General features: G+C 65.9%; 15 protein-coding genes. 7 read left to right on the top strand and 8 right to left on the bottom strand.

Going from position 1 to position 19,626, the window contains the following annotated elements; translation table 11 throughout:
• The first annotated feature begins 9 nt into the window (after nucleotides 1-9).
• From ACTHQV_RS06660 to rhaT, 4 genes are all read left to right on the top strand, one after another.
• Nucleotides 10-864, top strand: coding sequence for a fumarylacetoacetate hydrolase family protein (locus ACTHQV_RS06660; protein ID WP_440489052.1), 855 nt, complete (start codon nucleotides 10-12; stop codon nucleotides 862-864).
• Nucleotides 861-1,604 (top strand): SDR family NAD(P)-dependent oxidoreductase, encoded by a 744-nt coding sequence (locus ACTHQV_RS06655; RefSeq protein ID WP_440489050.1) that lies wholly within the window; start codon nucleotides 861-863, stop codon nucleotides 1,602-1,604. Before ACTHQV_RS06660 ends, ACTHQV_RS06655 begins: the two co-directional genes overlap by 4 nt.
• Nucleotides 1,605-1,780: 176 nt before the next feature.
• Complete coding sequence (locus tag ACTHQV_RS06650) at nucleotides 1,781-2,680, top strand: amidohydrolase family protein (protein ID WP_440489048.1); 900 nt, start codon at nucleotides 1,781-1,783, stop codon at nucleotides 2,678-2,680.
• Complete coding sequence (gene rhaT / locus ACTHQV_RS06645) at nucleotides 2,677-3,735, top strand: L-rhamnose/proton symporter RhaT (RefSeq protein ID WP_440489046.1); 1,059 nt, start codon at nucleotides 2,677-2,679, stop codon at nucleotides 3,733-3,735. The genes ACTHQV_RS06650 and rhaT overlap by 4 nt, the downstream gene beginning before the upstream one ends.
• A 4-nt stretch (nucleotides 3,736-3,739) precedes the next feature.
• Here the strand turns inward: rhaT and ACTHQV_RS06640 are convergent, their stop codons facing one another.
• A complete protein-coding gene (locus ACTHQV_RS06640) occupies nucleotides 3,740-4,696 on the bottom strand; it encodes a glycoside hydrolase family 43 (protein WP_440489044.1) in 957 nt (318 codons plus the stop codon).
• On the bottom strand, nucleotides 4,693-6,198 hold the full coding sequence (locus ACTHQV_RS06635; RefSeq protein ID WP_440489042.1) for an MFS transporter: 1,506 nt from the start codon (nucleotides 6,196-6,198) through the stop codon (nucleotides 4,693-4,695). Before ACTHQV_RS06635 ends, ACTHQV_RS06640 begins: the two co-directional genes overlap by 4 nt.
• Before the next feature lie 112 nt (nucleotides 6,199-6,310).
• Here ACTHQV_RS06635 and ACTHQV_RS06630 point away from each other — a divergent pair, with 112 nt between their 5' ends.
• On the top strand, nucleotides 6,311-7,639 hold the full coding sequence (locus ACTHQV_RS06630; protein WP_440489040.1) for an oligogalacturonate lyase family protein: 1,329 nt from the start codon (nucleotides 6,311-6,313) through the stop codon (nucleotides 7,637-7,639).
• 7 nt (nucleotides 7,640-7,646) lie between these two features.
• Here ACTHQV_RS06630 and paoC read toward each other — a convergent pair whose 3' ends face one another.
• The 6 genes from paoC to ACTHQV_RS06600 all read right to left on the bottom strand — a co-directional run bounded on the left by paoC (nucleotide 7,647) and on the right by ACTHQV_RS06600 (nucleotide 15,401).
• Entirely contained in the window at nucleotides 7,647-9,863 is a 2,217-nt protein-coding gene (gene paoC / locus ACTHQV_RS06625; protein ID WP_440489038.1) for an aldehyde oxidoreductase molybdenum-binding subunit PaoC, read from the bottom strand.
• 3 nt (nucleotides 9,864-9,866) lie between these two features.
• The gene (locus ACTHQV_RS06620) at nucleotides 9,867-10,817 is read right to left on the bottom strand and encodes an FAD binding domain-containing protein (protein WP_440489036.1); all 951 of its coding nucleotides are present in this window, start codon (nucleotides 10,815-10,817) and stop codon (nucleotides 9,867-9,869) included.
• Complete coding sequence (gene paoA, locus ACTHQV_RS06615; RefSeq protein WP_440489035.1) at nucleotides 10,814-11,452, bottom strand: aldehyde dehydrogenase iron-sulfur subunit PaoA; 639 nt, start codon at nucleotides 11,450-11,452, stop codon at nucleotides 10,814-10,816. The genes ACTHQV_RS06620 and paoA overlap by 4 nt, the downstream gene beginning before the upstream one ends.
• A 110-nt stretch (nucleotides 11,453-11,562) precedes the next feature.
• Nucleotides 11,563-12,015 (bottom strand): tRNA (cytidine(34)-2'-O)-methyltransferase, encoded by a 453-nt coding sequence (locus tag ACTHQV_RS06610; RefSeq protein WP_440489033.1) that lies wholly within the window; start codon nucleotides 12,013-12,015, stop codon nucleotides 11,563-11,565.
• A gap of 46 nt (nucleotides 12,016-12,061) precedes the next feature.
• Nucleotides 12,062-14,101, bottom strand: coding sequence for a putative bifunctional diguanylate cyclase/phosphodiesterase (locus ACTHQV_RS06605; RefSeq protein ID WP_440489031.1), 2,040 nt, complete (start codon nucleotides 14,099-14,101; stop codon nucleotides 12,062-12,064).
• Nucleotides 14,102-14,249: 148 nt separating this feature from the next.
• The gene (locus tag ACTHQV_RS06600) at nucleotides 14,250-15,401 is read right to left on the bottom strand and encodes a 1,4-beta-xylanase (RefSeq protein WP_440489030.1); all 1,152 of its coding nucleotides are present in this window, start codon (nucleotides 15,399-15,401) and stop codon (nucleotides 14,250-14,252) included.
• A 180-nt stretch (nucleotides 15,402-15,581) separates the two neighbouring features.
• Here ACTHQV_RS06600 and ACTHQV_RS06595 point away from each other — a divergent pair, with 180 nt between their 5' ends.
• Both ACTHQV_RS06595 and ACTHQV_RS06590 read left to right on the top strand, forming a co-directional pair.
• Nucleotides 15,582-18,416: a TonB-dependent receptor gene (locus tag ACTHQV_RS06595; protein WP_440489029.1), complete on the top strand. Its 2,835-nt coding sequence runs from the start codon at nucleotides 15,582-15,584 to the stop codon at nucleotides 18,414-18,416.
• Between the two features lie 246 nt (nucleotides 18,417-18,662).
• Nucleotides 18,663-19,625: a family 43 glycosylhydrolase gene (locus tag ACTHQV_RS06590; protein WP_440489027.1), complete on the top strand. Its 963-nt coding sequence runs from the start codon at nucleotides 18,663-18,665 to the stop codon at nucleotides 19,623-19,625.
• Nucleotide 19,626 lies beyond the last annotated feature (1 nt).

The raw sequence follows: 19,626 nt of genomic DNA, 5'->3' as shown, positions 1-19,626 counted from the left end.
AGAAACGACATGAAATTCTGCCGCTATGGAAATCGGGGCGCTGAAAAGCCCGGCATCGTCGATGCGAATGGCCAGATCCGTGACCTGTCGGGCGTGGTCGACGACATCACCGTCGCCAGCATCGCCGGGCTGAACGTCGATGTCGACGCCCTGTCGGTCGTTGATGGAACGCCTCGCTACGGCGTACCGGTCGCCGGCATCGGCAAGATCGTCGCGATCGGCCTGAACTATGCCGACCATGCCGCCGAATCGAACCTGCCGGTGCCGGCCGAACCGATGATGTTCATGAAGGCGCTGTCGTCGCTGACCGGCCCGAATGACGAGGTGATGATTCCCAAGGGTTCGACCCATACCGACTGGGAAGTCGAACTGGCCGTCGTGATCGGCAAGACCGCGCGCTACGTGTCGAAGGAAGATGCGTTGTCCCACGTCGCCGGCTTTGCCATCGCCAACGACGTGTCCGAACGCTTCAACCAGAAGCAGCGCGGCAGCCAGTGGTCGAAGGGCAAGGGCCACGACACCTTCTGCCCGCTCGGCCCCTGGCTGGTGACGCCGGACGAGGTGGGCGACCATCAGAATCTCGACATGTTCCTCGACGTCAACGGCGAGCGGATGCAGACCGGCAATACGAAGACGATGATCTTCGACGTCGCCGAACTCATCGCGTACGTCAGCGAGTACATCACCCTGTATCCGGGCGACGTGATGATCACCGGTACGCCGCCGGGCGTGGGCGAGGGCAAGAAGCCGAACGCCATCTACCTGAAGGCAGGCGATACGATGAAGCTTGGCATCGCGGGTCTCGGCGAACAGAAGCAGCAGGTCGTCGAATGGCGCAACCTCGGCGACGTGGTGCTCGGATGACGATCTATTCGGGGCGGTTCGCCGGGCGGAACGCGATCATCACCGGCGGCGCGTCGGGCCTCGGCCTCGCCGTCGCCGAACGCATCGTCGCGGAGGGCGGACAGGTATCGGTGTGGGACATGAACCCCGCGCTGGAGCAAACCTGTGAACGCGCCGGGCTGCACGGCGTCCGTCTCGATGTTTCCGACGCAGCGGCGGTCGCCGCCGCTGCCGAGGAAAGTGTGGGCGCACTGGGCAAGATCGATATCCTGATCTGTTCGGCGGGCATCACCGGCGCGACCGTGCCGGTGCATGAATTCCCGATCGACAGCTGGCTGCAGGTCGTGAACGTCAACCTGAACGGCCTGTTCTACTGCAACCGCGCGGTCGTGCCGCACCTGCTGGCGAACGGCTATGGCCGGATCGTCAACGTGGCTTCGGTCGCGGGCAAGGAAGGCAACCCCAATGCCAGCGCCTATTCGGCGACCAAGGCCGGGGTGATCGGCTTCACCAAGTCGCTTGGCAAGGAACTCGCCGGCAAGGGCGTCATCGCCAACGCGCTGACCCCGGCGACCTTCGAAAGCCCGATCCTCGCGCAACTGCCGCAGAGCCAGGTCGACTATATGCGCTCGAAAATCCCAATGGGACGGTTGGGCGAGGTCGACGAAAGCGCGGCGATGGTGTGTTTCATGGCCAGCGAGGAATGCAGCTTCACGACGGGGTCGGTGTTCGACACCTCGGGTGGTCGGACGACGTACTAGGACCCGTTAGCCGCATTCCCGTTCGGTTCGAGCAGCTTCGAGCGAAGTCGAGAAGCGTCCGTCGAGAACGCCCTGATTGGGGCAACCCCTTTTCGACTACGGTTCTCGACAGGCTCGAACCTGCGCTCGAAGCGAACGGATGCTGTAACTAGGAACAGAACCGGGAGCGCAATGCCATGGAAAAACTCCCCTTCGTCGACGCCCATGTCCATCTCTGGGACCTCGACCATATCCGCTATCCATGGCTGACCCCGCCTTTCGCCGATGACGGTCCCAACGGCTCGGTCGAACCGATCGCCAGAACCTATCTGCTCGACGACTATCGCGCCGATGCCGGCGACTGGGACGTGCGTGGCATCGTCCATGTCGATGCCGGTGCGGCGACCGCCGATGCGCTGAAGGAAACCCGCTGGCTACAGACGATGGCCGATCGCGAGGGGCTGCCGAGCGCGATTATCGCCTTTGCCGACCTGTCCGACCCCGACGTCGACACGTTGCTCGGGCAGCACGCGGCACACCCGAACGTCCGCGGCATCCGCCATATCGTCAACTGGCACCGCGATCCGCGTCGCACCTACACCCCGCACGACGTGACCCAGGACGAGGCATGGGGCAGGGGCTATGCTCGCCTTGCCGCACACGGCCTCAGCTTCGATCTGCAAGCCTATCCCGGCCAGTTCCCTGGTCTCGCCCGGCTGATCGAGCGCCATCCCGAAACGCCGGTGATGATAAATCACATGGGTATGTGCGTGCCGGGCGAGGAACGCGAATGGCGCGACGGCCTGACCGCGCTCGCCCGCCTGCCGCATGTCGCGATCAAGCTGTCGGGCATCGGCTTCACCCACCGCCCGTGGACCCTGGATCAGGCCCGCACGCTGGTGCGGACCGCGATCGATCTGTTCGGCACCGACCGGGCAATGGTCGCCAGCGATTTTCCGACCGACAAGCTGTTCGGCAGCTTCGCCGAAACGCTCGGCGCCTATGTGACGGCCACCGCCGACTTCACCGAAGCCGAACGCCGCGCGATGTTCGCCGGTAACGCCAACCGCCTCTATCGTCTGGGCCTGACGCTATGACGCCCAATCCGCTGACCGGCGTCCTCTATCATTGGCTAGGCGGCTTCGCCTCGGCCAGCTTCTACGTGCCCTATCGCGGCGTCAAACGCTGGTCGTGGGAAATATACTGGCTGACCGGCGGCATCTTCTCGTGGGTGCTCGCCCCATGGTTCTTCGCGCGTGTCCAGACGAACGATCTGCTCGGCGTGCTGGCCGCGACCCCGGCGCCGACGCTGCTCTGGCCGATCTTCTTCGGCGTGCTATGGGGCTTCGGCGGGCTCGGCTATGGGCTGGTCATGCGCTATCTCGGCCTATCGCTCGGCATGGCGGTGGTGCTCGGTCTCTGCACCGTCTTCGGCACGCTGATCCCGCCGCTGTTCGCCGGGGACTTCGCTGAAAAACTGCTCGATACGACATCGGGCAACATCATCCTCCTGGGGCTCGCCCTGACGCTGGCGGGGATCGTCGTCGTCGCGTTGGCGGGTGCCAAGAAGGATCAGGCGCTGTCCCCCGAACAAAAGGCCGCCGCCGTCGCCGAGTTCGATTTCCGCAAGGGCATCGTCGTCGCGATCTTCGCCGGGATCATGTCGGCCTGCTTCGCTTTCGGCCTTGCCGCCGGCGAACCGATCAAGGCACTGTCGGCGGCGGCGGGCACCGGGCCGCTATGGACCGGGCTGCCGGTGCTGTGCCTCGTCATGTTCGGCGGGCTGCTGACCAACGCGGTGTGGTGCACGATCCTGATCGTCCGCAACCGCAGCGCCGGCGAATGGCTCGGCCGGGGCAAGGCGGCCGGCGCGCCGATGGCGGGCAATTTCCTGCTGTGCGCGCTCGCCGGCACCGCCTGGTATTTCCAGTTCTTCTTCTACACCATGGGCGAAAGCCAGATGGGTCGGTTCGGCTTTTCGAGCTGGACGCTGCACATGGCCTCGATCATCATTTTCGGCACGCTTTGGGGCTTTGCGCTCAAGGAGTGGAAGGACGCTGCCCCCCGGACCCGTGCGATGGTCTGGGGCGGCGTCACGCTGCTGATCCTCGCTACGATCGTGATCGGCTATGGCAACATGATCGGCGAATAGGCGATCAACGCAGCGGCCGCACCACGGCCGCGTCGCGATCGACCGACAATATCCCGTTCGCCTCGCGCAATTCGGCGATCTGCAACACGGTGCGCCGGTGCCAGCGCAGATCGCGCACGACTTCCGGCTCGCCCGACTGGTGCACGAAATAGACGATCCACGCCCGGTCGCCGACCACGACGATGTCGGGATGCTGCCCCTTTGCCCGGTCGGTCGGACGCTTGCCCGGATCGGCGAGCAGATAGTCCGGTTGCCGGGTCCAGTTCGCCGCATCGTCGGACCGCTGCACCAGCAATCCCTTCCACGCGTCGCTGACCAGCCACCAGCGCCCGCGCCAGCGGAACGCCTTCGGCCCTTCGCCCGGGGTGTCGGTGACGATGCCCTTGACCGTCCAGTGGATCAGGTCGCTGCTATCGGCATAGTTGATCGATTTGCCGGTGCGTTCGTCGTTGAACCACAAACGGTAGCGGTTCGGCCCCAGCACTGCGACACTGGCGTCGATCACCCGGTCGGAGCCCAGGTCGAGCCGCTCCCCGCATTCCCACCGCTTCAGGTCGCGACTGGTCAGGTGCACGATGTAGCGCGGCGCGTTCCAGTCCCGGAATACCCCCGGCACGACCGTCAGCCACATATGCCAGCGCCCGCCGATCCGCTGTACCTCGGGCGCCCACAGCGTCGCGCCGGTGCAGCCTTGCGGTATCGCCGCCGTACCGCCATAGCGCCAGTGGACGCCGTCCTTCGACCGGGCGATGCCGATCGCGGTGCCATGCACCCACGACACGTCCTTCTCATCCTCGATCGGCAGGTTCGCGCGGCGGTTCGTATAGAACATCACCCATTCGCGGCTCGCCGGATCGCGCACCGTCGACGCATCGGCCGCACCGTCATGCACCGGATCGCGCCACAGCGGAACCGGAGCGGTTGCGGTGGCCGCCTGTGCCAGCAACGCCGCCCAGATCATGCGAGCTTCGCCGCGACCGGGTTGTTGCCCCATAGCCGGTCGTGCGGCCATCCCGACAGGTCCTCGACCACCGCCTTGTGCCGCGGATCGGGGGGCGCAGTGTCGCCGGTGCGCAAGCGTTCGATCTCCTCCATCAGGATCGCGTGCGTCGTCGGATCGAGGTGGAAGCGCAGCGAGATGAGGATGCCCGCGGCGAGCACGCCAAGCGTCCCCACGCCTAGCAGCAGCGCGATGGTGTTGACCGCTTCCGGCGTCTGCGTCTGCGCGCCCGACACGAAGCCGCCCGCCTGGATGATGAGCCCGACCCCCGCCACCGCCGCCGCCTGCGTCGCCTTGCGCACGAAGGTCATGACGCCGGCAAAGCTGCCCTCGCGCCGCTGTCCGGTCACGATCTCGTCGACATCAGCCATGTAGTTGTACGTCGCCCATGGGATATAGTTTAACGCGCCGCGACCGAGCCCGGCAAGGCCGATCGCCAGATAGATGAGCGGGCTGGTCGCGGTCGTACCCCCCGCCCACAGCGACAACAGCACGATGACGCCGAGGCCGAAGGTGACCGCCGCCAGCCGATAGGCGAAGGCCGGCGAGGCGCGCAGCGCGAGGTTGATCGCGATCACCACCGCCACGAACTGGACGATATACATCGTGCCGAGCAGTCCTGAGGCCATCGCCGTCGTGCCCGCCAGTGCAAAGATCACGAAGAAGGTGAAGGCGGCGTTGAAGATGTCCTGGCTGATATAGCCGCCCAGATACATGCCGAGGTGCAGCCGGAACGCACGGATGCGCATCGTAGAGAACAGGTTGCGATACAGCGCCTTGAACGCCGAACCGACGCCCGCGCTCGCCCGTCCGGCGGCCTGCGGGGGCAGGGGGCGTTCCCAGCTGAACCGGTACAGGAACGCCGCCGTCGCCATGAACAGCGCCGCGAAGATCAGCCCCATATAGAAGAAGGTCTGCGCACTGTCGCGGCCGAGATAGTTGATGAGCCATAGCGGCAGGAACCCGGCGAGGATCGCGGCGGTCTGGCCGAACAGGATGCGGAACCCTGCGAACTTCGCCTTGGTCTTGTAGTCGGTCGACATTTCCGCAGCGAGGGTCTCATACGGGATGATGACCATCGCATAGACCAGCTCGAACCCGACATAGCTGACCAGATAATACCAGAAGCTCATGCCCGGCAGCCACATCAGCGCGAAGCTCGGCAGCAGGGGGATCGCGGCGAGGATGAAGAAGCGCCGCCGCCCGAACCGTCGCCCCAGCGACGTCGTGCCGAAATGATCGGACAGATAGCCGATCACCGGCGACGCGACGGCATCGAGGATGCGGGCGACCGCGAAGATCAGCGCCGCCTGTCCCGCGGTCAGCCCGCAGAACTGGGTGTAGAAGATCAGCACCCATCCCGAGATCACCGCCATCGACCCCGCGCCCAGCACGTCGTTCGACCCATAGGCGAGGTAGTTGATGAGCCGTACCGGACGCTTGGCAGGTGGGGCGGATATCACGCGCGCTCTCTCCTCCGCATGGTGCAGGCTTGCGTCGCCCACTTCATCATGCTCAATATGTGAATAGTTATCATACTATGTGGAACATCCACAAGCGCGTTTGGAGAGAGCGATGCGGACCCCGATGATCCTCGGCCTCGCGGCAATGCTGATGAACGCCGCGCCTGCGCTGGCTAAGCCCGCCGCCGAATGGGTCGATCGCCTGACCGGCCACCGCGTCATCCGCATCAGTCGCGTGCCCGACAGCACGACGCTTTACTTCCACCAGAACAGCTATACGCCGCAGGGCGACCGGATGGTCGTAAACGTGCCCGACGGCATCGCCACGGTCGACCTGAAGACATGGGACCTGAAACCGCTGATCCGTGAAAAGGGTGTGACGCTGCTCTTCACCGGCCGGCGCACCCGCACCGCTTACTATGCGCGGCAACTTCGCAACGATGCCAGCGGTCCGTCCTCGGTCTACGCCGTCGATATCGACACCGGCCGCACGCGCAAGGTCGCCGACGTCCCCGGCGGGTCGATCGGCTCGATCAACGCCGACGAGACGCTGCTGCTGGGACAGGTCGCATTGGGCGAAGGCACGCTACGCCCCGACGGCACGCGGCAGGACGATCGCCATACGCCCGGCCGCGTCGTCGGGCCGGGCGAGGCCGATTACCGCGCCACCCGCGCCGACGGCACGCCGTACAGGTTCGCCGAGGCCAAGGAACGCCGGCTGAACGAACGGCTGGAGGCGGGCATTCCGATGGAGATCTTCACCATCGACCTGCGCACCGGGCAGCGGCGTGTCGTCACCGCCTCGACCGATTGGCTGAACCATATCCAGTTCTCGCCGACCGATCCGCAGCAAATTATGTATTGCCACGAAGGGCCGTGGCATAAGGTCGACCGCATCTGGACCATCCGCGCCGACGGGACGGGCAAGACGCTGATCCACAAGCGCACCATGAACATGGAGATTGCCGGCCACGAATTCTTCTCGGTCGACGGCCGGACGATCTGGTACGACCTGCAAACGCCCCGCGGCGAGGTGTTCTGGCTCGCCGGCTACGACCTGACGACGCGCAAACGCCATTGGTACAAGGTCGACCGCGACCAATGGTCGGTCCATTACAACCAGATGCCCGGCGGCAAGCGCTTTTCCGGCGATGGCGGTGACAGCGAGATGGTCGCCCACGCCCCTGACGGCAAATATCTATACCTGTTCACGCCGCAGGCGATCCCCGACGTCGCCGATATCCACGCCGCCAATGTCGATGCGCTGATCGTGCCCGGCACGCTGGCGGTCGAGAAGCTGGTCGACATGCGCCAGCACGACTATCGGCTGGAGCCGAACATGACCTTCACCCCCGACGCGAAATGGGTCGTGTTCCGCGGCAATTTCGAAGGTGCCACGCACATCTATGCGGTGGAGGTGGCGAAGCCCGCCACCCCCTGAAACCCCGTCAGGCGATCGGCGGCAACCGTTCGAGATGCTTTTCCAGCGTCAGCGGATAGTCGCGGACCCTGACCCCGGTCGCGTTATAGACCGCATTCGCCACCGCGCCCGCAACGCCGCACATGCCGAGCTCGCCGACGCCCTTGGCCTTCATCGGGTTGGCCTTCTCATCCGCCTCGTCGAGGAACACGACCTCCTGATGCGGAATGTCGGCATGGACCGGCACTTCGTAGCTCGCGAGGTCGTGGTTGACGAACATGCCGAAGCGCTTGTCGACCGCCAGTTCCTCCATCAGCGCCGATCCCGCGCCCATCGTCATCGCGCCGATCACCTGGCTGCGCGCCGATTTCGGGTTGATGATCCGCCCCGCCGCGCACACCGCCAGCATCCGCCGGATGCGGGTGATGCCGGTATAGGCGTCCACCCCCACCTCGACGAAATGCGCGCCGAAGGTCGCGAACTGATAGGACTTGTCGAGCTTGTCGAATTCGATCTTGTCCTCGCCGACCAATTCGCCGCCCGCCGCTGCGGCGCGCAGGTCGCCGCTCTTGCCGCCGCCGCTGACCCGGCCATCGACGAATTCGGCACTCGCCGCATCGATGCCCAGCCGCCCGGCCACCTGTTCGCGCAGCTTGACGCAGGCGGCATAGACGCCCGCCGTCGCATTGGCCGCGCCCCATTGCCCGCCGGAGCCTGCCGACACCGGATAGGCCGAACTGCCGAGCTTCACCACCACCGCCTCGGCCGGCACGCCCAGCATCTCGCCCGCCGTCTGAGCGATGATCGTATAGCTGCCGGTGCCGATATCGGTCATGTCGGTCTCGACCGTCACCACCCCCTTACGGTCCAGCCGCACGCGAGCGCCCGACGGCCGGTTGACGTGATTGCGGAACGCGGCGGCAACGCCCATGCCAACCAGCCATTTGCCGTCGCGCATCTGCCCCGGCGTAGCGCTGCGCCGCGACCAGCCGAAGCGCTGCGCCCCTTCGTTCAGGCACCGGACCAACTGCCGCTGTGAGAAACGCCGCTCGGGCTTTTCAGGATCGACCTGCGTGTCGTTCTTCACCCGCAGCGCGACGGGGTCCATCCGCAGCTTTTCAGCGAGTTCATCCATCGCGATTTCGAGCGCCATCATCCCCGGCGCTTCGCCAGGCGCGCGCATTGCATTACCCTCGGGCAGGTTCAGCACGGCAAGGCGCATTGAGGTCAGCCGGTTCGCCCCGGCATAGAGCAGCTTGGTCTGGTTGACCGCGGTTTCCGGGCCGCCATTGGGCTGGTCACCCGATCCGCTCTCATGCGCGATCGCAGTGATCGTGCCATCGGCCTGCGCGCCCAGCCGGATGCGCTGCCGCGTCGCCGGGCGATGGGTCGCATTGTTGACCATCAACGGCCGCTGCATGGCCAGCTTCACCGGCCGCTTCGCCGCCTTCGCGCCCAGCGCTGCCAGCACCGCATCGGCGCGCAGGAACAGCTTGCCGCCAAAGCCGCCGCCCACATAGGGCGACATGAGCGTAATCTTGTCCTTGGGAATGCCGAGCGTCCTGGCAAGATCGCCGCGCCCCCAGTCGATCATCTGGTTCGACGTCCACAGCGTCAGTTCATCGCCATTCCACGCCGCGATCGACGCGAACGGCTCCATCATCGCATGGCTGTGGTCGGGCGTGGTATATTCGGCATCGATCTTGACCGGCGCGGCGGCAAAGGCGTCCTCGAACGTGCCGACCCGGTCGACCGGCGGCGCCCCGCTGCCCTCGCCGCTGTCGCCGCCGGTCAAGGGCGCGGTCTTGAGCGCCTCGTCCAGATCATAGCTGCCGGGCGCCCGCGCATAATCGATCCGCACCAGTGCGGCGGCGGCGCGCGCCTGTTCGAACGTCTCGGCCACGACCAGCGCCACCGCCTGATGATAATGGTCGACCTGCGGCCCGGCGAGCAGCTTGACCGTATTCATCTGCCCCTTGCCCAACTTCCCCGCATTCTGCGCGGTGACGATGGACAGGACGCCCGGCGCGGCGCGCGCGTCGTCAAGGTTGATCGACCGGATCGTACCCTTCGCCACCGCCGATCCGACGATATAGCCATAGGCCGGATTGGCGATGGCGCGATGCTCATAGGCATAGGGTGCGAAGCCGGTCGTCTTGAGCGGACCATCGATCCGGTCGTGCGGGCGGCCGACCACCTTCATCCGGTCGATGGGATTGGTCGTCGCGGGGGTATCGAACTGCATGGATTACGCCTTGGCTTGCGCGATGACCGATGCCAGCGCGCGGGTGGCGAGCGGCAGCTTGAACGCATTGTCCTTGGTCGGGGTCGCCCCCTGAAACGCCCGCCCGGTGACCGCGGCGGCCCCTTGCGGCAGCAACGCGTCCGCCGCCTCGACCCGCCAGGGCCGTGGCGCCACGCCGCCGAACGCGACGCGCCCGGTGCCGTCGCGCTGGATCACCGCCGCGACCGACACCAGCGCATAGGCATAGGACGCCCGGTCGCGTACCTTTTCATAGAAATGGCGCCCGCCGATCGGGCGGGGCAGAGTGACGGCGGTAATCAGCTCACCGGGCTTCAGCACCGTATCTATCTCGGGCCGATCACCCCATAGCCGGTGGAACTCGGCAATCGGGATGGAGCGCGTCTGCCCACTGCCGTCGACCGTCTCGATCGTCGCGTCGAGCACCCGCATCGCCACCGCCATGTCTCCCGGAAAGGTCGCGATACAGGCGTTGCTGACGCCGATCACGCCCAGCTGCCGCGAATAGCCGCCGATCGCCGCGCATCCCGACCCCGGCTTGCGTTTGTTGCAGGCCATGTTGGTGTCGTAGAAATAGGGGCAGCGCGTCCGCTGCAGCAGATTGCCGGCGGTCGACGCCTTGTTGCGCAACTGGCCCGAAGCCCCGGCGACGATCGCGCGGGTCAACACACCATAATCGCGCCGTACCCGTTCGTCGGCCGCCAGATCGGTATTGGTAACAAGTGCCCCGATGCGCAGGCCGCCGTCGCGGGTCTTCTCGATCTTGTCGAACCCCAGATCCTGCACGTCGACCAGATGCATCGGCGTCTCGATCTCCAGCTTCATCAGGTCGAGCAGATTGGTGCCGCCCGCGATGAACTTGGCATCGGGGCGTCCGGCGACGATGCGCGCCGCCGCGACCGCGTCGCGTGCGCGTTCGTAGGTGAAGGCTCTCATGCCTTGGCTCCCGCGACATCGGCCATCGCATCGGCGATGTTCGAATAGGCACCGCAGCGACAGATATTGCCGCTCATCCGCTCGCGCATCTCCATGTTCGTTGCGGCCGGGCGTCTAGTCAGGTCGGCCTGCACATGACTCGGCACCCCGCGCCGTATCTCGTCGAGCACCGCCACCGCCGAACAAATCTGCCCCGGCGTGCAGTAGCCGCATTGATATCCGTCATGCTTGACGAACGCGGCTTGCATCGGGTGCAGCTTGTCGGGGGTGCCCAGCCCCTCGATCGTCACGATCGCGTCGCCTTCGTGCATCACCGCCAGCGTCAGGCACGAATTGATCCGCTTGCCATCGACCAGCACCGTGCACGCCCCGCACTGGCCATGATCGCAACCCTTCTTGGTGCCGGTCAGGTACAGGTGCTCGCGCAATGCATCGAGAAGCGTGGTCCGCGTATCCAGCGTCAGCTGCTGCGGCTTGCCGTTCACCGTGAACCGGACCGGCATGGTCGGCGGCGCCTGCGGTTCGGGGGCAGTCTGCGCGACCGCCGCGCCCGGTGCTACCGCGATCGCGGCACCCATCGCGCCGCTCGCCAACACGCCGCGGCGTGAGATTTCCAGTTCGGGCCTGTCCGCCATGCGTTCGATCATCCTTGTCGGGGAACATCCCGGAAGCCGGGACAACGCACGAAGCCGCCGATCGCCCCGTCACGATCGGCGAGCGTACGCAATCGCGCGAACGAATGGGGTCAGCCGGGCAGGCCGCCGGTCTGGCGCAGCGCCTCGCCCAGCGCGAGTGCGGCGGCGGTGGCGAGGTTCATCGATCGCACCTCCGCCCGGATCGGCAGGCGCAGCCGCTCGTCACACGCCTCGGAAATGTCGGCGGGAACGCCGGCGCTCTCCTTGCCGAACAGCAGCACGTCGTCGGGTTGGAAGGCGAAATCATAGGCCGACCGGTCGCTTTTGGTCGTGAACAGCACGAGCCGCGGCGGCGCGACCGCCGACCGGAATGCATCGAAGCCCCCATGCCGCGTGACCGCGACATGGTCGATATAGTCCATCGCCGTCCGCCGCACCCGCCGATCGTCCCAGGCGAACCCCAATGGCTCGATCAGGTCGACCGCGACGCCCAGACAGGCGGCCAGCCGCAGCACGGCGCCAACATTGCCGGGGATTTCGGGTTCATACAGGGCGATCCGCATCACCGCTGCTTGGCGGCTGAACGGCGCCGGCGCAAGGTCGCGTGGGTCAGATCGCCATTTCGACCGGCGCCAGCAGATGGTCGACGACCCGCATCGGCCGGCCGATATGATAGCCCTGCAACTGGTCGCAGCCCCATTCACGCAGCTGCGCCAACTGTTCGGCGGTCTCGACGCCTTCGGCGACGATCGACATGCCCAGACTCTTGCCGAGGCCGATCGTCGCCTTGACGATCACGGCGGATGCGGCGTCGGACAGCATCGTCGCGACGAAGCTACGATCGATCTTCAGCTTGTCGAAGGTGAATTCCTTCAGATTGCTGAGCGACGAATGACCGGTGCCGAAATCGTCCATGGCGATGATCGCGCCTGCCGCCTGCAACCGGCGCAGCGTCGTCTGCACCGCATGTCGATGCTGGTCGAGCAGCGTCGCGCTTTCGGTGACTTCGAATTCCAGCCGGCGGGTGGCGATACCGTGTTTCGCGGCGAGGTCGAGCAGGGTGCCGGCCAGTTCGGCGTCGCGGAACTGGAGCGGCGACAGGTTCAGCGCCAGCAGCATCGTCTCAGGCCACTGCGCGGCGGCGGCCATCGCCGTATCGGCGACCCATTGGCCGATGCGCCCGATCTGCCCCGTCGCCTCGGCGATCGGGATGAAGATGTCGGGGCGGATGTCGCCCAGATCGATATGGGTCCAGCGCAGCAGCGCCTCGAACCCGGTGATATCGCCCTCGGGGGTCGCGATCGGCTGATAGGCGAGATAGAGCTGGTTCGCATCGATCGCGCGTTCCAGATCGCGGCCCAGCCGGCTGCGCAGGCTAACTTCCTCCAGCAGTCCGGTATCGAAGAAGCGCGCGGTGTTCCGCCCGTCCGACTTCGCCCGGTACAGCGCCATGTCCGCCAGATTGTGCAGGTCGTCGCCGCCCTGATCGGGGGAGGAGATGGCGACGCCAATGCTCATCTGGATCGGGACGTCGGCGGTCATCGTCGCTTCGCTCGCCCGAGCGATGCGGCGCAGAAGCGCCTCGGCGGCGGCCGGCTGAGACTGGGCGACCTGGATGATCGCGAATTCGTCGCCACCGATCCGCGCGACGAGGTCGCTGGCGCGGACACAGCCCGACAACAGCTTGGCCGCGCGGCGCAACGCGTCGTCGCCGCCGGCATGGCCGCAGCGGTCGTTGATGCTCTTGAATTCGTCGAGGTCGATCGCGAACAGCGTGACCTTCTCGCCGGTCCGCCGCGCACGGATCAATTCGTGGGTCAGCCGGTTCTCGAACAGCAGCCGGTTGGGCAGGCCGGTCAGCGCGTCGTGATGGGCGAGGAAGTCGACCCGCCGCTGCGCGCTACGCTGCGCCTCCATCGCCTTGTGATATTCGGACACGCCGCGCGCCAGGTCGCCGACCTCGTCGCGCCGGTCGAGACACGGCACGCTCTGCCCGACGGGACGGTCGGCGCGAAAGGCGCGCAGGATGCCGGCGATCGCGGTGATCGGGTCGATGACGCGCAGGTGCAGCCACAACGCCATCACCAGCAGCGCCAGGATCACCGCCCCGGCACTCAGCAGCGCGCGAAACGTGCCACGGTGGTTGAGCGAAATGGCGTCGTCGGCGGCATCCCCGATCGCACGGCCCAGCACGTCGCGCGCCCGCGTCCGTTCACTCTCCAGCCGTTTCAGCGCATCAAGGAACCGCGGCATCGCCGGCTTGATGGCGTCGGGATCGTGGCGGGCGGTGTCGACCAGCCCCTGTCCGATCGGCACGAACGCCATCGTCGCGAGGCGGGTCTGCGCCAGTGCGATGCGCAGTTCGGCCGGCAGCGCCCGGTCGGGGTCGGTTATGGTGACGTTCGACAGCTGGCGGAATGCCCGCAACTCGGCGGACAGCAGCCGCCACTGCGCCTCGGGCACGGTGCCGTGCCGCTCGGCCATCCGGGTCGCATCGCCGATCGACAGCCGCAGCGCCCGCTGCGCCGCATCCTGCCGGTCCTGCCCGCGCAGCAATTCGGTCAGGTGGCCGATATGCCCCGCCGCCGATCCGACCTCCGCGCCGATGTGCAGCCAGCTCGCCAACAGCAACAACGACGGCAGCAGCACGGCCGCGCAGGCTAACGTTACCTTGGTCGAAATCGAGAGATGCACCGGCGACTCCCCGTGGAAGGCCGCAGGGTAGGGTAAAGAAATTACCAACAGGTTAGGATTTCCCCGCCCGCCACCGTTCGACCGGCGGCGGGCAGGGCGGTGGTCAGCGGCGGCGCGGCGGCACCGAAGCGACCACCGGCACGACCCCCTTGGGCGCCGCGGCCAGCCGCCGGATCAGGTCGGTCTCGGCGGTGCGATAGGGGGTGCCGTCGGCGCGGAACACCTCGTGGAACCAGATGGTCGGCTCGGCCAGCACATAGGGCTTCTGCCAGCTGTCCCATGGCAGCCGCGTCTGCGTCTTTCCATCGACGAAGCCCCAGTTCATCATGCCGACATTGTAGCGTTTCGCGATCGGCAGCGACCCGTCGAAGGTCGATCCGTTGCCGCGCGCCATATATTCGGTGCAGATGATCGGGCGCTGATAGGGCAGCAGCTGCCGGATGCGCCCCTCGAACGTCTCGGGCCAGCTATAGTCGTGGAAGGTGATGACGTCCGACTGCGCCAGTTGCAGCTTCGCCATCGCCGATCCCTTGCCTCCCGGCGTCCAGTCGTCGCCGATCCACACGCCCGAGGTGATCGGCTGCATCGGATCGGCTTCGCGCGCCCAGTCGAACACCTGCGCCAGCAGCGCGCGGACCAGTGGCTCCTTGCCCTCCTGCCCCTTATACTGATCGGCGCCGTTGTCGGGTTCGTTCCACACGTCCCAGCCGAGGACGCGATCGTCGCGACCGAACGCCGCGATCACGCCCTGCACATAGGCCTTGTACGCCGGATAACGGCTCCGGTCGCGCAGGCCGACCATGCCCGGCCCCTGGACCCAGCCCGAATTATGCACGCCGGGGATCGGCGGATGCTGCGGACCCAGCTTCGGGTTCGGGTCCCAGCAGCTGTCGAACAGCACGAACAGCGGCTTGATCTTATGCCGCGCGGCGATCTGCAGGAATTCGTCGATGCGCCGCTTGAACCCCTCCGGGTCCTGCGTCCACAGCTGGTCGTGCAGGAACACGCGCATCGTGTTCATGCCGATGCCCTGCGCCAGGTTCAGCTCGTAATCGATCCGCTTCGGGTCCCAGGTCTCGGCCTGCCACATCTCGAACTGGTTGATCGCGCTCGCCGGCGTGAAGTTCGCCCCGACCAGCCATGGCTGCTTCGCATACCATGCATTGGCCTGCGCCTCGCTCCACCGGTCGCGCGCCTCGGCCGGGCTCATGGTCAGCATGGTCGCACCCAGCAGCGCGACGACAAATTCCTTCATTCATTCTCTCCCTTGTCCGCGCTCCCGGTCCGACCACACACGGTGGTCGGAGCGCGAAAACGCTTCTTTCGTAACCGTTTCCAATTATCACATATATTCGTATTGTGAACGCCTTCCGGCGCTGTTAGGTCGGACAAATCGGCGGCACCAGACCGCATCGCTTTGAACTGGGGAGGAAATATGCACCGCAAGCATTTCTGGCGCGCATCCGCGTCGCTGCTGGCCGCCACCGCGGGCACGCTGCCGCTGACCGCGCTCGCACAGACCGGCGCGCAGGAAACGCCCAAGCCGACCACGCCGTCCGATCAGTCGGTCAGCCCGACCGCCCCGGCACCGTCGACTCAGGACAGCGCGAGCGACGACGGCGACATCGTCGTCACCGGCCTGCGCCGCAGCCTGCAATCGGCGCAACAGCTCAAGCAGAATTCGGACGGCATCGTCGATGCGATCGTCGCCGAGGATATCGGCAAGCTGCCGGACACCTTCGCCTCCGCAGCCCTCGCGCGCGTGACCGGCGTACAGGTGACGCGCGGCGCAGGCGAGGCGGCGGGCGTCCAGATCCGCGGCCTGCCCGATATCAGCACCACCTATAACGGCCGCGAGATCTTCACCGCCGAAGGGCGCTTCGTCGCGATCCAGGATTTCCCGGCCGGCACCGTCGCCGCGCTCGAAGTCTACAAATCGAGCACCGCGAACCTGATCGAGGGCGGCATCGGCGGACAGGTCAATGTCCGCGGCCGCCGGCCGTTCGATTTCAAGGGCCTCGAAATCTCCGGCTCGCTCAACGGCGTCAACTGGGAGCAATCGGGTGGGCTGACGTGGAACGGCAACCTCCTGGTCAGCGGGCGGTGGAACACCGGCATCGGCGAGATGGGGCTGCTCGTCAACGCGTCCTATGTCGGGCTGAACTATCTCGACGCGACGCGCGAACAGTCGCTGGTGATCGGTACGACGAACGTCGCCAATGCCGGCGTCGACGGCGTCCGCTATCCCGATGCGCAGGGCCGCTTCACCAGCAACGGCAAACGCTGGCGTCCCTCGGCGAACGCCGCGTTCCAATGGCGGCCAAGCGACGAACTCGAACTTTATGTCGACGGCCTGTATCAGGGCTATCGCGGCCATGATTCCAACCAGTGGATGTTCGTGCCGATCTTCGGCGGCGACGCGTTCCGCCTGAACAACCTGACGACGCGCGACGGCAACCCCACCATCGCCCAGAGCGCGACCGTGGTCGGCGCCAACACGCCCGACGGCTATTTCACCTCCGCAAACGGCCGCACCGATACCTATCAGGTCGGCGGCGGCGCGACCTGGACCCGCGACCGGCTGCGCCTGTCGGCGGATGTCGCCTATACCGACAGCGCCTACACCTTCAATCTGAACAATATCGACTATCTGTTCGCCAGTTCGCCGACCCGCAACGTCGTGTTCGAAACGCCCAGCGGCAATTATGGCGGGCCGAGTTTCAACTTCGTCGATTTCGACGTGACCGATCCGAGCAATTTCCTGACACGCGGCTTCTTTCAGGAATTCCTGAAGGTCGGCGGCAAGGACATTCAAACCCGCTTCGACGCGCAATACGACCTTGGCGACGGCTTCCTGAAGGAATTCAAGGTCGGCTTCCGCTACAACGACCGCGACGCCAATCGCGATCGCGGCGCGCCGTACATCAGCACGCTGAACGGCAGCGTGCTGACCGAACAGCGCATTCCCATCTCGGCGCTGCCGATCGAGATCGGATCGACGCGCCCGGCATTCAAATTCGACAATGCCTTCCCGGTGAAGACGATTGCGTCGATCACCGAACCCAGCATCCGCGCGAACATCGCCGAGCTGCGCTCCTTCTTCGGCGCGCCGGCCGGCAACCCGGCCTATAACCCGACCGAGAATTTCCGCGCGAATGAAAAGGCGTTCGCGACCTATGCGCAGGTCAAATACGGCTTCGACCTGAGTTCGACGATGAGCGTCGACGGTCTGGTCGGCGTCCGCGCGGTCAAGACCAAGACGCGCATCGGCGGCTTCGCCCGCGACGAAACCGATCCGGCCAACCCGACCTTCAGCCCGGTTACCGCCGAAAACGAATATACCGACTATCTGCCCAACGTCAGCGCGCGGATCCGCTTCAACGAAGAACTGCAGATGCGCCTCGCCTATACCCAGACGCGGACGCGGCCGAACTTCTTCGACCTGAACCCGACGCTGACCGTTGGCCCGCCGCCGGTCATCGACCCCAACAATCCGCCCAACCCGAACGATCCGAACAGCAATCTGCGCAACATCTCGGGCGGCAACCCGGAGTTGAACCCGCTGACCTCGGACAATTACGACGTCAGCCTCGAATGGTATTTCTCGCGGACCGGTTCGCTCACCGGCGCACTGTTCCGCCGCGATGCGCAGGGCTTCATCTCGCGCGTCGCCATCGCTCCGGTCGATCTCGGCTATGGTCCGTCGCGCTTCGACCGGCCGGAAAATACCGGCAAGACCCGCTTCAACGGGGCTGAGGTCGCCTTCACCAGCTTCCTCGATTTCGACAGCCTTCCCGAATGGATGCGCGGCTTCGGCGTACAGGCGAACGCGACCTATATCGACGCACGCGGCGACCTCGCCACGGGCCTCAGCGCCTCGCCCAATGTCGCGGGCACGCGGGTGCCGTTCACCGGTGTGTCGGAATGGTCGGGCAACCTCGTCGGCCTGTACGAACGCTCGTTCTTCTCGGCGCGGCTTGCGTATAACTACCGGTCGGATTTCGTCAGCTATTACAGTGTCGAACCGCTCGATATCGGCGCGGACGGATCGCCGCGCACCCGCGCCGTGATCGAAAAGGGGCGGGGCCAGCTCGACTTCTCGACGACGCTGACCCCGGTGCCGAACGTCACGTTGGCATTCGACATCGTCAACCTGCTCGGCAACCCGATCAAGCGGACCCGCCAGTTCAACGATGCCGGCGACGTCTATACCCGCCAGATCCAGTATCTCGAACGCGTCTATTCGCTCGGCGTCCGCTTCCGCTTCTGATCGGGGACGAAGGCGAGACTTCTGCGCAAGGCTGCTTCACCGTATCCCCGCGAAGGCGGGGATCCAGGGCCGCAGTCGCAAGCCTTTGCTTGCTTGGCTCTGGACCCCCGCCTTCGCGGGGGTACGACAATTTTCGGGATTGAGCGGACAGCGCTTGCAGGCATGATCTGCAAAGAAACGGAGGAGCCGTTTCGCCAAAGTCCCGACGAACCGACATGCAACCCTCCGAACCTAAGGGACCCCACCATGCGCAAACGCCTGTTCCTCCCGCTGGTCCTCCTAACCAGCGTCGCCGCCGCCCCGGTCGGCAATCCGCAATTCGAGGGTGCCGATCCCCACGCCATGTTCATCGGCAACGAACTATGGGTGTTCCCGACCGGCGGCCCGGGCGGCAGCTGGGCCGCCGACCGCTTCGGTGCCTTCTCGACCCGCGATCTCAGGAACTGGCGCCCGCGTGGCGAACTGATCCGCCGCGACCAAATCGGCTGGATCAAGGATGACGGCGCACCCGAACATTTTCTCTGGGCGCCGGGCGTCGCGACGCGGAACGGCAAATATTATCTCTATTTCTCGGTCGGGCCGCAGAACCCGACACCCAGCCGCATTGGCGTCGCCGTCGCCGACCGGCCGGAGGGGCCGTATCGCGACAGCGGCCGTCCGCTGGTGACCGGAGGGCAGGGGTTCGAGGCGATCGACCCGATGGTCTTCAACGACGCCCGCTCGGGGAAAAGCTATTTTTATGCGGGCGGCAGCGCCGGTTCGAAACTGCGCGTCTGGGAACTCAAACCCGACATGGTGACGATCGCCCGCGAAGTACCGGTCGCCAACCCGCCGCAATTTACCGAAGGGGCCTTCATGCACGAACGCGGCGGCACCTATTATCTGTCGTACAGCCATGGCCGCTTCAACGGCGCCAGCTATTCGGTCCATTACGCGACCGCGCCTTCGCCGGTGGGTCCCTGGAACTATCGCGGCGCGATCCTGACCAGCGATGCGACGCACAAGGGGCCGGGCCACCACAGCTTCGTGAAGGCGCCCAATGGCGAATGGCTGATCGTCTATCACCGCTGGGAAAATCCGCAGGGCGCCGAACCCTATCGCGGCGAACGACAGGTGGCGATCGACCGCGTCCGCTACGCCCGCGACGGTCGCATCCTGCCGATCCGGATGACCGACGGCGCCGCCGCACCGACGTTGGCGGCGCGCTAAG

It is taken from the genome of Sphingomonas sp. SAFR-052 (genome assembly GCF_051965015.1).
In the GTDB taxonomy this organism is placed as follows: domain Bacteria; phylum Pseudomonadota; class Alphaproteobacteria; order Sphingomonadales; family Sphingomonadaceae; genus Sphingomonas.
This window is presented reverse-complemented; position numbering and strand designations above follow the sequence as displayed.